12 protein-coding genes are annotated in these 14,505 nt (G+C 70.7%); 2 read left to right on the forward strand and 10 right to left on the reverse strand.

The window, feature by feature from the left end:
• Positions 1-32 precede the first annotated feature (32 nt).
• From ACMT9T_RS05850 to ACMT9T_RS05885, 8 genes are all read right to left on the reverse strand, one after another.
• Positions 33-557, reverse strand: a complete 525-nt coding sequence (locus ACMT9T_RS05850; protein ID WP_414744661.1) for a helix-turn-helix transcriptional regulator — start codon at positions 555-557, stop codon at positions 33-35.
• Between the two features lie 241 nt (positions 558-798).
• Positions 799-1,986: a multiple monosaccharide ABC transporter permease gene (gene mmsB, locus ACMT9T_RS05855; protein ID WP_414744662.1), complete on the reverse strand. Its 1,188-nt coding sequence runs from the start codon at positions 1,984-1,986 to the stop codon at positions 799-801.
• Positions 1,987-1,991: 5 nt separating this feature from the next.
• Positions 1,992-3,521 (reverse strand): multiple monosaccharide ABC transporter ATP-binding protein, encoded by a 1,530-nt coding sequence (mmsA, locus tag ACMT9T_RS05860; RefSeq protein WP_414744663.1) that lies wholly within the window; start codon positions 3,519-3,521, stop codon positions 1,992-1,994.
• Positions 3,522-3,698: 177 nt separating this feature from the next.
• The gene (chvE, locus tag ACMT9T_RS05865) at positions 3,699-4,826 is read right to left on the reverse strand and encodes a multiple monosaccharide ABC transporter substrate-binding protein (RefSeq protein WP_414744664.1); all 1,128 of its coding nucleotides are present in this window, start codon (positions 4,824-4,826) and stop codon (positions 3,699-3,701) included.
• Between the two features lie 77 nt (positions 4,827-4,903).
• Positions 4,904-6,421, reverse strand: coding sequence for an L-arabinose isomerase (araA, locus tag ACMT9T_RS05870; protein ID WP_414744665.1), 1,518 nt, complete (start codon positions 6,419-6,421; stop codon positions 4,904-4,906).
• The gene (locus ACMT9T_RS05875; protein ID WP_094126168.1) at positions 6,418-7,128 is read right to left on the reverse strand and encodes an L-ribulose-5-phosphate 4-epimerase; all 711 of its coding nucleotides are present in this window, start codon (positions 7,126-7,128) and stop codon (positions 6,418-6,420) included. The genes araA and ACMT9T_RS05875 overlap by 4 nt, the downstream gene beginning before the upstream one ends.
• Positions 7,125-8,831 (reverse strand): ribulokinase, encoded by a 1,707-nt coding sequence (araB, locus tag ACMT9T_RS05880; protein ID WP_414744666.1) that lies wholly within the window; start codon positions 8,829-8,831, stop codon positions 7,125-7,127. Before araB ends, ACMT9T_RS05875 begins: the two co-directional genes overlap by 4 nt.
• Before the next feature lie 178 nt (positions 8,832-9,009).
• A complete protein-coding gene (locus ACMT9T_RS05885) occupies positions 9,010-10,029 on the reverse strand; it encodes a LacI family DNA-binding transcriptional regulator (protein WP_414744667.1) in 1,020 nt (339 codons plus the stop codon).
• A 176-nt stretch (positions 10,030-10,205) separates the two neighbouring features.
• Between ACMT9T_RS05885 and ACMT9T_RS05890 the strand changes: the two genes are divergently transcribed.
• Complete coding sequence (locus ACMT9T_RS05890) at positions 10,206-10,958, forward strand: RNase H family protein (RefSeq protein ID WP_414744668.1); 753 nt, start codon at positions 10,206-10,208, stop codon at positions 10,956-10,958.
• Between the two features lie 42 nt (positions 10,959-11,000).
• On the opposite strand, the gene ACMT9T_RS05895 is transcribed toward ACMT9T_RS05890, so the two are convergent.
• On the reverse strand, positions 11,001-12,173 hold the full coding sequence (locus tag ACMT9T_RS05895; RefSeq protein ID WP_414744669.1) for a cystathionine gamma-synthase: 1,173 nt from the start codon (positions 12,171-12,173) through the stop codon (positions 11,001-11,003).
• A 53-nt stretch (positions 12,174-12,226) separates the two neighbouring features.
• Complete coding sequence (locus ACMT9T_RS05900; protein WP_414744670.1) at positions 12,227-13,591, reverse strand: cystathionine beta-synthase; 1,365 nt, start codon at positions 13,589-13,591, stop codon at positions 12,227-12,229.
• Between the two features lie 169 nt (positions 13,592-13,760).
• Here ACMT9T_RS05900 and ACMT9T_RS05905 point away from each other — a divergent pair, with 169 nt between their 5' ends.
• Positions 13,761-14,504: a thioredoxin-like domain-containing protein gene (locus ACMT9T_RS05905; protein WP_414744671.1), complete on the forward strand. Its 744-nt coding sequence runs from the start codon at positions 13,761-13,763 to the stop codon at positions 14,502-14,504.
• Position 14,505 lies beyond the last annotated feature (1 nt).

A 14,505-nucleotide genomic window follows, 5' to 3' on the forward strand; every position in this document is an offset into this window, starting at 1 on the left:
GCCGTCCTCGTGCCCGCCTACTCGGGCAGGCGTCACCCGGGTGGGAAGAGCCTCTCCACCGGCGCCTCCACCTCCCGGGCGAGCGCCACCGCCAGATCGACGCGCGGACGGTGCCACCCGGCTTCGATCGCCCGGATCGTGCGCGTGCCCACGCCGACGCGCGCGGCCAGCTCGTCCTCTGCGAGTCCGAGGCGCGCCCGGTGCTCCGCGAGCCGGCAGTCCGCCCCTCCCCCGCGCTCGGTCGCGCGACGGCCGGACGATCGCCGGAAGCCCTCGTCCACGAGCGCGGCGACGAACACCGTCACCGCCAGGAGGACGGGGCTCGTGGTCGGGCTCGCGACGAGCACGAGGACAGCGGCCGGGAGGATGACCAGCAGGTCACGGAAGACCGCCGCTGCCGCCCGGGCGGCGATCGCCCGCTCGACGCCGTCCGCCGCGGCGCTCCGAGTGGCGATCTCGCGCCGCCGCCGGATCATGAAGGTCAGGGGACCGGCGGAGGAGACGAACAGCGGGCTCGCGAGCGCGCCCCACGGAGCCCGGTGCTCGGATGCGGTCACGGACAGGACCACCGCCGTCACCAAGACGGCCGACGCCGTCCACATCAGGATGACCCGTCCCACGTCCTGCACTCCCTCGGGCTGGCGGCGGCGTCACCGCCCGGCGAGGCAGCGCGGGGCGAGGGTACGCGCTGGGACCGTCGACCGTCCCGTCCGGACCACAGCTCGCACGACGAGGGGCCCGGCATCGTCTCGGATGCCAGGCCCCTCGGTGCGCGTCAGCGCGGGTGCTGCGGGTGGATCAGCTCGCGGACTTGGATCCGCGGCTCTTGTTGAACACGTCGAACGCGACGGCCAGGAGGAGCACGAGGCCCTTGATGAGCTGCTGGTACTCCGTGCCGAGGCCGAGCAGCGACATGCCGTTGTTGAGCACGCCCATGATCAGACCACCGACCATCGCGCCCGTGACGGTGCCGATGCCGCCGGTGACGGCCGCACCGCCGATGAAGACCGCCGCGATGGCGTCGAGCTCGAAGCCGTTGCCGGCGCTCGGGAGCGCCGTGTTGCTGCGCGCGGTGAAGGCGATGCCCGCGAGAGCCGCGAGGAAGCCCATGTTCACGAAGAGCAGGAAGTCGACCCGCTTCGTGTTGATGCCGGACAGCTGCGCCGCGTTGAGGTTGCCGCCTCGGGCGTAGATGTGACGGCCGAAGATGCTGCGGTTCATCACCGCGGTGTAGACGAGGACGAGGACCGCGAGGATCACGAGGACGATCGGGGTGCCCTGGTAGCTGGCCAGCAGGTACGTGATGCCGAGCACGAGGACGGCGATGAAGGCGATCTTCGTCAGGAACCACGCGAGGGGCTCGTCCTCGAGGTTCAGCTTCACGCGGGCACGACGCTCGCGGAGCTGCTGCGCGACGAGGAACACCGTCGCCAGGACGCCCAGCGTGACGGTGACCCACTCGAGGACGGACGTGCCGTTGGAGGGATCGGGCAGGAAGCCCGCGCCGACCGCCACGTACTCGTCCGGGAAGGGGGTGATCGGGCGGCTCTGCAGGACGATCTGCGCCAGGCCACGGAAGGTGAGCATGCCCGCGAGGGTCACGATGAAGGCGGGGATGCCGACGTACGCCACCCAGAAGCCCTGCCAGGCGCCGATGAGTCCGCCGATCACGAGGCTGGCGAGGATGGCCGCCCACCAGGGCCAGCCCCAGTTCACGGCGAACACGCCCGACACGGCGCCGACGAGGGCGACGACCGATCCGACCGACAGGTCGATGTGGCCGGCGATGATGACCATCACCATGCCGATCGCGAGGATCAGGATGTAGGCGTTCTGGACGACGATGCTCGTGACGTTGCGGGGCTCGAGGAGCGTCCCGTCGGTGAGGATCTGGAACAGCACCACGATCGCGATCAGCGCGATGAAGATGCCGATCTGCCTGAGGCGGCTGACGAGGAACCCCGCCACGTTGCTGAGACTGGACATGGTGACTATTCCTTTTCCTTGGTCATGTAGGTCATGAGGCTCTCGGGGGTCGCCTCGGAGATCGGGAGCTGCCCCGTGATCCGGCCGGCCGAGAGCGCGTAGATGCGGTCGCAGATGCCGAGCAGCTCGGGCAGCTCGCTGGAGATGACGATGACGGCCTTCCCCTGCGCGGCGAGCGCGTTGATGATCGTGTAGATCTCGTACTTGGCGCCGACGTCGATGCCGCGGGTGGGCTCGTCGAGGATCAGCACGTCGGGGTCGGAGAACATCCACTTGGAGAGGACGACCTTCTGCTGGTTGCCGCCGGAGAGCTTCCCGGTGATGGATCCGACGCTCGGCGCCTTGATGTTCATCGACTTCCGGTAGCCGTCGGCCACCACGTACTCCTGGTTCGCGTCGACCCAGCCGGCCTTCGCGAGCTTGTCGAGCGCGGCGCCGGAGACGTTGCGCTTGATGTCGTCGATGAGGTTGAGGCCGTAGTGCTTGCGGTCCTCCGTGGCGTACGCGAGGCCGTTCTTGATGGCCTCGCCCACCGTGCGCGCGGTGATCTCCTTGCCGCGCTTGTAGAGCTTGCCCGAGATGTTCGCGCCGTAGGAGCGGCCGAACACGCTCATCGCGAGCTCGGTGCGGCCCGCGCCCATGAGGCCGGCGATGCCGACGACCTCTCCCGCACGGACGTTGAGGTTGGCGTGGTCGACGACGACGCGGGAGTGCTCCTGCGGGTGGTGGACCGTCCAGTCCTCGATGCGCAGGATCTCCTCGCCGATGTCCGGCGTGCGGTCCGGGTAGCGGCTCTGGAGGTCGCGACCGACCATGCCCTTGATGATGCGCTCCTCGCTGATGGAGTCGCGCTCGAGGTCGAGGGTCTCGATGGTCTTGCCGTCGCGGATGATGGTCACCGCGTCGGCGATCGCCTTGATCTCGTTCAGCTTGTGGCTGATGATGATGCTCGTGATGCCCTGGCCCTTGAGGTGCTTGATCAGGTCGAGCAGGTGGGCGGAGTCCTCGTCGTTGAGCGCCGCGGTGGGCTCGTCGAGGATGAGGAGCTTCACCTCCTTGGAGAGCGCCTTCGCGATCTCCACGAGCTGCTGCTTCCCCACGCCGATGTCGGCGATCTTGGTGGCCGGGTTGTCGCTCAGCCCGACGCGGGCGAGGAGCTTGGCGGCCTCCACGTTGGTGGCGTTCCAGTCGATGAAGCCGCCCTTGGAGATCTCGTTGCCGAGGAAGATGTTCTCCGCGATGGAGAGGTAGGGGCTGAGCGCGAGCTCCTGGTGGATGATCACCACGCCCGACTTCTCGCTGTCGCGGATGCTGGAGAACTTGACGACCTCGTCCTCGAGGACGATGTCGCCGTCGTAGGAGCCGGCCGGGTAGACGCCGGAGAGGACCTTCATCAGGGTCGACTTGCCCGCGCCGTTCTCGCCGCAGATCGCGTGGCACGTGCCGCGCGTGACCTCGAGAGTGACGTCCTGCAGCGCCTTGACGCCGGGGAACGTCTTGGTGATGCCGCGCATCTCGAGAATGTGGTTGGCCATGGCCTGCCTCACTTGTGTGGATGGTGGTGCCGGGTTCCCGGCGGTGGTGCTGCGGGCGGCGGATAAGGGGGCCGCCCGGAGGCGGGCCGGCCGTGGTGAACGGCCGGCCCGCCCGGTGGACGGCCGGTCGACGCGAACGCCGACCGGCCGGGTGCGCCGCCTGGGCGACGCGGAGGGCTACTCGCCCTTGTCGATCTCGTCCTGCGTGTAGTAGCCGCTGTCCACGATGACCTCGACGAGGTTGTCCTTCGTCACGGTCACGGGGGCGAACTGCTTGGTCGGGACGTCCTTCACCTTGTTGTTGTAGGTGTCGGGCGCATCCGGGGTGCCGCCGGTGAGCAGGTCGTCGACCATCGTGACGGCCTCCTTGCCGAGCAGGCGCGTGTCCTTGAAGATCGTCGAGTACTGGACGCCGTCGAGGATGAGCTTGTCGGACGCCTTCTCCGCGTCCTGGCCGGTGATGATCGGCATGGCGTCGTTGGCGACACCGGCCGAGGTGAGGGCCTGGAGGATGCCGCGCGAGAGACCGTCGTAGGGCGAGAGCACGCCGTCCAGCACCTGGCCGCTGCCGTAGTTGCCCGAGAGCAGGTTCTCCATGCGGGCCTGCGCGCCCTCCTGCTTCCACTGCTGGATCGCGACCTGGCTGAACTCCGTCTGGCCGGAGCCCACGGTGATCTGGCCGGACTCGAGGAAGGGCTTGAGGACGCTCATCGCACCGTCGTAGAAGAACGTGGCGTTGTTGTCGTCGGGGCTGCCCGCGAAGATCTCGATGGTCTTCTTCTCGTTGCTGCCGGTCGGCTTGCCGTCCGCGTCCACGAGGCCCATGCCCTGCAGGAGGGAGTTCCCCTGGAGCACGCCCACCTGCTGGTTGTCGAACGTCGTGTAGTAGTCGACGTCCTCGGTGCCGTTGATCAGGCGGTCGTACGCGATGACCTTGACGCCGTCGTCGGCCGCGGTCTTGAGGACCTGGGTCAGCGCGGTGCCGTCGATCGACGCGACGATGAGGGCCTTGGCGCCCTTGTTGAGCATGGTCTCGATCTGCGAGATCTGCTCGGGGACCTTGTCGTTCGCGTACTGCAGGTCGACCTTGTAGCCCAGGTCGGTGAGCTGCTTCTCGACGTTGTTGCCGTCGTCGACCCAGCGCTCGCTCGTCTTGGTGGGCATGGCGACGCCCACGAGGGCGCCCTTGTTGTCCTCGGTCCCGCCGGCGCTGCCGCCGCGGCCGCCGCCGCCGCCCGAGCAGGCTGCGAGGGAGAGGGCGATGCTCGTGGCGGCGATGCCGACGAGGACCTTCTTCATCTTCACGGTCGTGTTCCTTTCGTACTGCTGCTGTGAGGCGCGGGGTCGGCATCTGCGCCGACCCGCTCCCCCGGTGTGGGGTGTTACAGGCCCTGGGCCAGGCGGTGGTACGCCTGGTTCCAGCGGACTTCCTTGGTGAAACCCTTGAGGGTCGTGTCCTCGTCGATGACGAGGAGCTCGGTGCGCGCGATCTCGGCGAAGTCCTCGAAGACCTCGACGCCGACCTGCGTGCTCATGACCGTGTGGTGGGCGGCGCCGGCCGTGAGCCAGGCCGCGGCGCTCGTCGCGAGGTCCGGCGCGGGCTTCCACACGGCGCGGGCGACGGGCAGGTTCGGGAGCGGCTCGTCGAGCGGCACGACCTCCACGACGTTCGCGACGATGCGGAACCGGTCGCGCATGTCCGACATGGCGACGACGACGGCGGGGCCGGGGTCGGTGTCGAAGACGAGGCGCACGGGGTCCTCGCGGCCCCCGATGCCGAGCGGGTGGATCTCGAGGCTCGGCCGGCCCGTGGTGAGCGTGGGGCAGATCTCGAGCATGTGCGCGCCGAGGATCTTCTCCTCGCCGGGGACGAGGTGGTACGTGTAGTCCTCCATGAGGCTCGCGCCCCCGGGGAGGCCTGCGCCCATGACCTTCGCCGCGCGGATCAGCACGGCCGTCTTCCAGTCGCCCTCGGCGCCGAAGCCGTAGCCCTCGGCCATGAGCCGCTGGACGGCGAGGCCGGGGAGCTGGCGGAGGCCGCCGAGGTCCTCGAAGCTCGTGGTGAAGGCGCCGAAGCCGCCCTCCTCGAGGAAGGAGCGCAAGCCCACCTCGATGGCCGCGCCGTACCGGAGCGACTCGTGGCGCTCGGCACCGCGTCGCAGCTCGGGCGCGATGTCGTAGAGGCGCTCGTACTCGTCCACCAGCGCGTCGATCTCGGCGTCGGTCGCCGCGTCCACGCGCTCGACGAGGTCGTTGACGCCCCAGGTGTTGACCGAGACGCCGAACTTGAGCTCGGCCTCCGTCTTGTCGCCCTCGGTGACCGCGACGTTGCGCATGTTGTCGCCGAAGCGCGCGACCTTGAGCTCGTGCACGGCGGCCCAGCCGGCGGCGGCGCGCATCCACGTGCCGATGCTCGCGCGGACCGACTCCGTGCTCACGTGGCCGACCACCGTCTTGCGGGTGACGCCGAGGCGCGACTGGATGTAGCCGAACTCCCGGTCGCCGTGCGCGGCCTGGTTGAGGTTCATGAAGTCCATGTCGATGCTGCTCCACGGCAGCGCGACGTTGGCCTGCGTGTGCAGGTGGAGGAAGGGCTTCTGCAGGGCGTCGAGGCCCTGGATCCACATCTTCGCGGGGCTGAACGTGTGCATCCACGCGATGAGGCCGATGGTGCGGTCGCTCGCGTTGGCCTCGAGGGCCATGCGACGGATGCTGTCGGAGTCCTTCAGGACGGGCTTCCACACGACGCGCACGGGCACGTCGGACGCCTCCTCGAGCTGCCGGGCGATCTCCCGCGACTGCTCGGCGACCTGCTGGAGCGTCTCCTCGCCGTAGAGGTTCTGGCTGCCGGTGAGGAACCAGACCTCGTAGTGGTCGAGGGACGTGGTGATGCGGGTCACTTCAGGGCTCCTTGGGGTGCTTGTCCGTAGACGTTCTGGTAGCGGTCGAACAGGGAGTCGACGGCCTCGGCGGGCAGCGGCGCGGGCTCGCCGAGCTGGCGGGAGATGTGCACGGTGCGCGCCACGTCCTCGACCATGACGGCCGCCTTCACGGCGTCCTTCGCGTCCTTGCCGATGGTGAAGGGACCGTGGCCCGCCATGAGCACGGCGCGCGAGCGGTGCCCGGTGAGGGTCTCGACGATGCCGCGGCCGATCGAGTCGTCGCCGATGATCGCGAACGGGCCGACGGGGATCTCCCCGCCGAACTCGTCCGCCATCGCGGTGATGACGCACGGGATGGGCTCGCGCCGCGCCGCCCACGCCACCGCGTAGGTGGAGTGCGTGTGGACCACGCCGCCCACCTCGGGCATGTTGCGGTAGACGTACGCGTGGGCCGCCGTGTCGCTCGAGGGGGCGTTGCGGGAGCCCGGGGTGTCCGGGATCACGTTGCCGTCGAGGTCGCAGAGGATCATGTTCTCGGGGCTCAGGTCGTCGTAGCTGACGCCCGACGGCTTGATGACGAAGAGGTCGGCGCCGGGGACGCGGCCGGAGACGTTGCCGCCGGTCCAGACCACGAGGCCGTAGCGCACGAGCTCGCCGTGCAGGCGGGAGACCTCGGAGCGGACGCGGGCGACCGCGACCTCGATCTCGGGGGCGAAGCCGCTCACGCGCGGGCCTCCCTCTTGAGCGACTTGAGCCGCTTCATGACGTCGTTGGCGCCGCGGCCGAAGTGGTCGTGCAGCGTGGAGTACTCCTCGTACAGGCGGTCGTAGGCGAGCGCGCGCTCCTCGCTCGGCTGGTACTTCCCGCGCTCGACCTTGCCCATCGCGTCGCCCGCGACGCGCACATCCGGGTAGGCGCCCGCGGCGACGGCGGCGTGGATCGCGGATCCGAGCGCCGGGCCCTGCTCGCTCGTGATGACCGAGATGGGGAGGCGCAGGATGTCGCTGTACGCCTGCATGAGGAACGCGTTCTTCAGCAGGCCGCCCGCGACGATGAACTCGGTGACGGGCACGCCCGAGGCGTTGAACGTCTCGACGATCTTGCGCGTGCCGAACGCGGTGGCCTCGAGCAGCGCCCGATAGACCTCCTCGGTGCGCGTGGTGAGCGTGGTGCCGACGACGAGGCCGGAGAGCTCGTGGTCGACGAGCACCGAGCGGTTGCCGGAGTGCCAGTCGAGCGCGACGAGGCCGTGGCCGCCGACGGGCTGGTCGGCCGCGAGGTCGGTGAGGTGCTGGTGGACGCTCTTGCCGGCGGCCGCGGCCTCCTCGGCGTAGCGCGCGGGCACCTGGTTCTTGACGTACCAGGCGAAGATGTCGCCGACGCCGGACTGGCCGGCCTCGTAGCCGTAGAGCCCCGCGACGATGCCGCCGTCGACGACGCCGCACATGCCGGGGACCTCGGTGAGCACGTCGCTGTTCATGACGTGGCAGGTGCTGGTGCCCATGATCGCGACCATCTGGCCGGGCTCCACGGCGCGGGCCACAGGGGCGGTGACGTGCGCGTCGACGTTGCCGACCGCGACGGCGATGCCCTCGGGCAGGCCCGTCCAGGCGGCGGCCTCGGCGGAGAGCGTGCCGGCCGCGGCTCCGAGCTGGCCGATCTCGTGCGCGACCTTGTCCTCGGCGAAGGAGGCGAAGTCGGGGTTCAGCGCGCCCAGGAACTCGGACGTCGGGTACTCGCCGTCCTGCAGGATGCCCTTGTAGCCGGCGGTGCAGGCGTTGCGGACGTAGCTGCCGGTGAGCTGCCAGACGATCCAGTCGGCCGCCTCCACCCAGTGCTCCATCATCGCGTAGAGCTCGGGGTCCTCCTCGAGGAGCTGGAGGCCCTTCGCGAACTCCCACTCGCTGGAGATGAGGCCGCCGTAGCGTGCCAGCCACGCCTCGCCGCGCTCCTCGGCCAGCGCGTTGATGCGGTCGGCGTGCGACTGCGCGGCGTGGTGCTTCCAGAGCTTGACGTAGGCGTGCGGGCGGTCGGCGTATCCCTCGACCTCGTTGAGCGGCGTGCCGTCGGCGAGCGTGGGGACCATGGTGCAGGCGGTGAAGTCGGTGCCGATGCCGATGACCTGCGCGGGGTCGATGCCGGCCTCGCGGATGGCGGCGGGCACGGCCTGCTTGAGCACGTCGACGTAGTCGCTCGGGACCTGCAGGGCCCACTCGGGCGGGAGCTGCGCGCCGGTGGCGGCGAGCGTGTCGTCCATCACCGCGTGCGGGTAGTCGAGGACGCCGGAGCCGAGCTCGACGCCGTCCGAGACGCGCACGACGACGGCGCGGCCGGAGAGGGTGCCGTAGTCGACCCCGATCACGTACCTCTCGGCCGACGCTCCGGCCTTCTCGGCGGGGGCTTCGCTGCTCGTGGGGGCGCTGGGCACGGGATCGACTCCTTCGTCTGATGCACCGCGGCCCGGGGGGACCGCGTGGGATGTGAACGGTCACATCGGCGGATGTCACTCTACACACGCGCACGATCGACCTGTCAACCCGGGACGACCCACCCCCTCGAAGTGGGGTCGCGACGCCGTCCGGTGAGGACCGGGGACCCGCGGCGGGTCAGTACGAGGGCGGCCCGGCGGACGCGCGCACGACGAGCTCCGGCGTGATCGTGCCGCGGTAGGTGTCGCCCGTCCCGCCCATGCCGTCGAGCAGGAGCGCGACGCAGCGGCGCCCGACCTCGGCGAAGTCCTGGCGCACGGTGGTGAGCGGCGGCCAGAAGTGCGCGGCCTCGGGGATGTCGTCGAAGCCCACGATGCTGACGTCGCGCGGCACGTCCAGCCCGGCGTCGCGGACCGCGTGGATGAGCCCCAGGGCCATCTGGTCGTTGCTGGAGAAGATCGCGGTGAAGTCGCGCAGGCGGAGCATCTCGCGGCCCGCGTAGTAGCCGAACTCCGCGGTCCAGTCGCCGAGGATCGGCGCGGTCGTGGGCATGTCAGCCGCGGACATGGCGTCGAGGAAGCCGCGCATCCGGGCCTCCGCCTCGATCCAGTCCTGCGGGCCGGCGAGGTGGTAGATGTCGCGGTGGCCGAGGTCGATCAGGTGCCGGGTGGCGAGCCGCGCCCCCGCGATCTGGTCCACCGAGAGGTCGTGCGCGTCGCCGCTGCCGTCGCTCTGCATGGTCACGTACGGGACGTCGAGCGACATGCTCGCGATCACCTCCCGGACGCGCACCTGCGGTGCCACGACCACGAGGCCCTCGACGGCCTGGTCGAGCAGGTGGCCGAGGGCGACCTGGATCGACGCCTCGTCGGAGGAGGCCAGGTTCGTGGTGATGACGAGGTAGCCCGCCTCGCGCGCGGCCGCCTCGATGGCGGCGATGGAGGACGCCGGACCGTACTGCGAGCTCTGCGAGGTCAGCACCCCGATGGTGCGGGAGCGGCTGGTGACGAGGGCCCGGGCCGCGCGGTTCGGGCGGTACTGGACCTGCTCCATCACGTCGAGCACGCGCTGCCGCGTCTCCGCGCGGAGCGACGGCGAGTCGTTGAGCACGCGCGAGACGGTCTGGTGCGAGACCCCGGCGAGGCGCGCGACGTCGCGGATGCTGGGCGCCCTCCCCCGTGGCGTCTCCGTCGTCATCGTCGACCCCGTCCTCGTGCGGGCCGCGGCCCGTGCGTCGTGCGACGCAGGTGTCACATTGTCACATGTGACTGTCACACGGGCGCGGATCCGGGAGCGGTCCGCCCGGGAGGGGCGGCGCGGTCCGTCGGACGGCTGCGGCAGACTGGTCGTCCACCCGACGAGAGGCACCACCTGTGACGATCACCGCCGCGGCAGACGGATCCGCGCTCGGCAACCCCGGCCCCGCCGGCTGGGCCTGGTACGTGGACGACGAGCACTGGGCCGCGGGCGGCTGGCCGCACGCCACGAACAACCAGGGCGAGCTGAAGGCGGTGCTCGAGCTGTTCCGCGCGACCGCGCACCTCGACGACGACCTGCTCGTGCTGTGCGACAGCCAGTACGTCATCAACTCGGTCACCAAGTGGATGCCCGGCTGGAAGCGCAAGGGCTGGCGCAAGGGCGACGGCAAGCCGGTGCTCAACGTGGAGCTGCTGAAGGAGATCGACGCCGAGATCCAGGGCCGCCGCTACCGCTTCGAGTGGGTCAAGGGCCACGCGAACCACCCGCTCAACGAGGCGGCCGACGACCGGGCGCGCGCCGTCGCGACAGCGTTCCAGGGCAAGCGGCCGATCCCCGAGGGACCGGGCTGGGCCGGGCACGCGAGCGGCGGATCCGCGGCGCAGGCGACCGAGGAGGCCGCGGCCGTGGAGGACGACGCCGAGCTCGCCGCGGATCCCGCGCTCGTCGAGGCGGAGGCCGTCGAGGCCCAGGCGCCCGCGCAGCCGGGCCTGTTCGACTTCGACGCGTTCGACGAGGAGGTCGCGCCGGAGCCCGGCGACACCACCCTCACGATCGCGCTCGACCGCGACGCCATGGCGCGCCTCAGCGCCCTCGCGCGCGACCGCGGGGTCAGCGTCGACGAGGCCGTGCGCGAGCTGCTCCCCTGACCCGCGCGGGAGGTGCGGCGACCCGCGCCGCACCCTCCGCCGCTAGTGCTTGCCCTGCTTGAGGGCCTTGCCGAGCGCGCGCTCGAGGTCGACGACGAGGTCCTCGACGGCCTCGATGCCGACCGACAGGCGCACCAGGTCGTCCGGCACCTCGAGCGGCGTGCCCTTGACCGACGCGTGCGTCATCTCGGACGGGTAGCTGATGAGCGACTCGACGCCGCCGAGCGACTCGGCGAGCTGGAACACGCGCGTGCCCTCGACCACGCGGCGCGCGGCCTTCGCTCCCCCGCGCACCTGGAACGAGATCATGCCGCCGAAGCCCGTCATCTGGGCCTTCGCGATGTCGTGGCCCGGGTGCTCCGGGAGGCCCGGGTAGTGCACGGCCGTGACGTCGGGGTGGCTCTGCAGGAAGGCCGCGATCTCCTCGGCGTTCGACGAGTGGCGCTCGACGCGGACGGCGAGCGTCTTGATCCCCCGCGTGGTGAGCCAGGCGTCCATGGGGCCGGAGACGGCGCCGATCGCGAACTGCAGGAAGCCGACCTGCTCGGCGAGCGCGTCGTCGTCGAGGATGACGGCGCCGCCGAGCACGTCGGAGTGGCCGCCCAGGTACTTGGTGGTCGAGTGCACGACCACGTCGGCGCCGAGCGTCAGCGGCTGCTGGAGGTACGGCGAGGCGAAGGTGTTGTCGACGACCACCGTGGCGCCGACCGCGTGACCCAGGTCGGCGAGCGCGCGGATGTCGCTGATCTTCATGAGCGGGTTGCTCGGCGTCTCGACCCAGAGCACCTTCGCGGGGCCGGAGCCGAGGACGCGCTCGACCGCGGCGAGGTCGCTCATGTCGACGGTCTCGACGACGATGCCCCAGTCGCCGAGCACGCGCGTGAGGAGGCGGTAGGTGCCGCCGTACACGTCGTCGCTCAGCACGATGCGGTCGCCCGGACGCGTGATGGCGCGCAGCAGCGTGTCCTCGGCGGCGAGGCCGGAGGCGAAGGAGAACGCGTGCTTCCCGCGCTCGAGCGAGGCGAGCAGCTCCTGCAGGCCGGTGCGGGTGGGGTTGGCGCTGCGCGCGTACTCGTAGCCGCCGCGCAGCCCGCCGATGCCGTCCTGCACGAAGGTGCTCGTGAGGTACAGGGGCGGGATGACCGCGCCCGTGGTCGGATCCGGGTCCTGGCCGGCGTGGATCGCGCGGGTGTCGAAGTCGTGCTTGTCGCTCACGGTGCTCGTCTCTGTGGGTCGGGAGGGATGCGCGGGCCGGGCCGGTCGGCGGATCAGTCGGTGAGGTAGGTGAGGAGGTCGTGCCGCGTGAGCACGCCCACGGGCTTGCCGCCGTCGCTCACCATGAGGGCGTCGGCGGATCCGAGGGCGCTCCACGCCTCGGGCACGGTCTCGTTCACGCCGATGAGGCCGAACGCGTCGCCCGTGAACGGCCCGACCTGGTCGGACAGCTGCGCGCGACCGCTGAACACGAGCTCGAGGAGGCTGCGCTCGTCGACGGCGCCCGCGACCTCGCCCATGACGACGGGCGGCTCGGCGGAGAGGACGGGGAGCTGCGACACGTCGTACTCGGTCATGATCCGGATGGCGTCGCGGATGGTGTCGTTCGGGTGCGCGTGCACGAGGTCGGGGAGGCTGCCGGTCTTGGCGCTCATCACGTCGGCGACCGTGCGCTGGCCGTTGACGCGGGCGAAGCCGTACGACTGCATCCACTTCTCGTTGAAGATCTTGCCGAGGTAGCCGCGGCCGCCGTCCGGCAGCAGGATCACCATCACGTCGTCCGGGCCGAGGTGCTTCGCGGCCTTGAGCGCGGAGACGACGGCCATGCCGCTGGATCCGCCGACGAGCAGGCCCTCCTCCCGGGCGAGCCGCAGGGTCATGTCGAACGACTCCTGGTCGCTGGACGCGATGACCTCGTCGACCACGTCGGGGTCGTACGCGGCCGGCCAGAAGTCCTCGCCCACGCCCTCGACGAGGTAGGGACGGCCGGTGCCGCCGGAGTAGACGGAGCCCTCGGGGTCGGCGCCGACGATGCGCACGCGCCCCTCCGACACCTCCTTGAGGTAGCGGCCGACGCCCGAGATGGTACCGCCGGTGCCGACGCCCGCGACGAAGTGGGTGATCTCGCCCTCGGTGTCGCGCCAGATCTCGGGACCCGTGGTCTCGTAGTGGCTGAGCGGCCCGTTCGGGTTCGAGTACTGGTCGGGCTTGAAGGCGCCGGGGATCTCGCGCGCCAGCCGATCGCTCACGGAGTAGTAGGAGTCGGGGTGGTCGGGCGCGACCGAGGTGGGCGTGACGACGATCTCCGCGCCGTACGCCGTGAGCACGTTCCGCTTGTCCTCGCCGACCTTGTCCGGCAGCACGAAGACGCAGCGGTAGCCGCGCTGCTGCGCGACGAGGGCGAGGCCGACGCCCGTGTTGCCCGAGGTCGGCTCGACGATGGTGCCGCCGGGCTTCAGCTTGCCCTCGCGCTCGGCCGCGTCGATGATGCGCGTCGCGATGCGGTCCTTGGCGCTGCCGCCGGGGTTCAGGTACTCGACCTTCACCAGGACGGTCGCCGAGATCCCCTCGACCACCTTGTTGAGCTTCACGAGCGGGGTGTTCCCGATGAGGTCGAGGATCGTGTCGGCGTACTTCACGTGAGGTGGCGCTCCCGGTGTCAGGTGTGCGGTCCGGTGGGCCCCGCTCATCCAGTGTAGGCGCGCCTCCGGCCCGTGTTACGGGGGCGGGAGGCCGCGCGCGGGCAGGGTGCGCCCAGGCCGGACCGGTACCCTGGGCGCACATTCCCCCAGCAGAGAAGGACCCTCCGTGGCGCGACGCGACGACACCACGCCCTCCGGCGACACGAGCGGACGGCCCGTCCCGCCGACCGCCAAGCAGGCCCAGAAGGACCTCACGGTCAAGCAGCAGCGCGAAGCCCGCCGCGCCGAGAAGGTCGCGGCCCTCAAGAAGCAGCAGGACCGTGCGCGCCGCAACCGCCTCGTCGGCATCATCACGGGATCCGTGGCCGCCGTCGCGGTCGTCGGCATCGTGATCGGCGTGGTCGTCTCCAGCGGCACGCCGAAGCAGGACCCGGCCGACATCTCCATCGAGGGCCTCCGCACCTGGGACTCGCTCCCGAGCACGCACGTGCAGGGCACGGTCGACTACGCCGCCAAGTACGACGGCATGAACCCGCCCGCCGGCGGCGAGCACAACGCCATGTGGCTGAACTGCGGCATCTACGACCAGCCGCAGCCGAACGAGAACGCGGTGCACGACCTCGAGCACGGCGCCGTGTGGATCACCTACGACGCCGCGAAGATCACGGGCGACGACCTCGCGAACCTGCAGAAGTACGCGGAGTCGTTCGGCGGCTACGTCACCATGTCGCCGTACGAGGGCCTCGAGACCCCCATCGCCATGTCGGCGTGGGGCGCGCAGATCACGGTCGACTCGGTCGACGACCAGCGCATCAAGGACTTCATGGCCAAGTACTGGAAGAGCCCGAACGCCCCCGAGGCCGGCGCCGCGTGCACCGGCGCGCTCGAGGGCGAGGGCCGGGTCGGCTGAC

Source organism: Clavibacter vidaverae (genome assembly GCF_047529985.1).
GTDB lineage: Bacteria > Actinomycetota > Actinomycetes > Actinomycetales > Microbacteriaceae > Clavibacter > Clavibacter nebraskensis_A.

What these genes read in the sequence shown, in the direction of transcription:
- mmsB (WP_414744662.1), bottom strand. Translation starts at nt 1,986, where the DNA reads ATGTCCAGTCTCAGCAACGTGGCGGGGTTCCTCGTCAGCCGCCTCAGG.
- mmsA (WP_414744663.1), bottom strand. Translation starts at nt 3,521, where the DNA reads ATGGCCAACCACATTCTCGAGATGCGCGGCATCACCAAGACGTTCCCC.
- ACMT9T_RS05885 (WP_414744667.1), bottom strand. Translation starts at nt 10,029, where the DNA reads ATGACGACGGAGACGCCACGGGGGAGGGCGCCCAGCATCCGCGACGTC.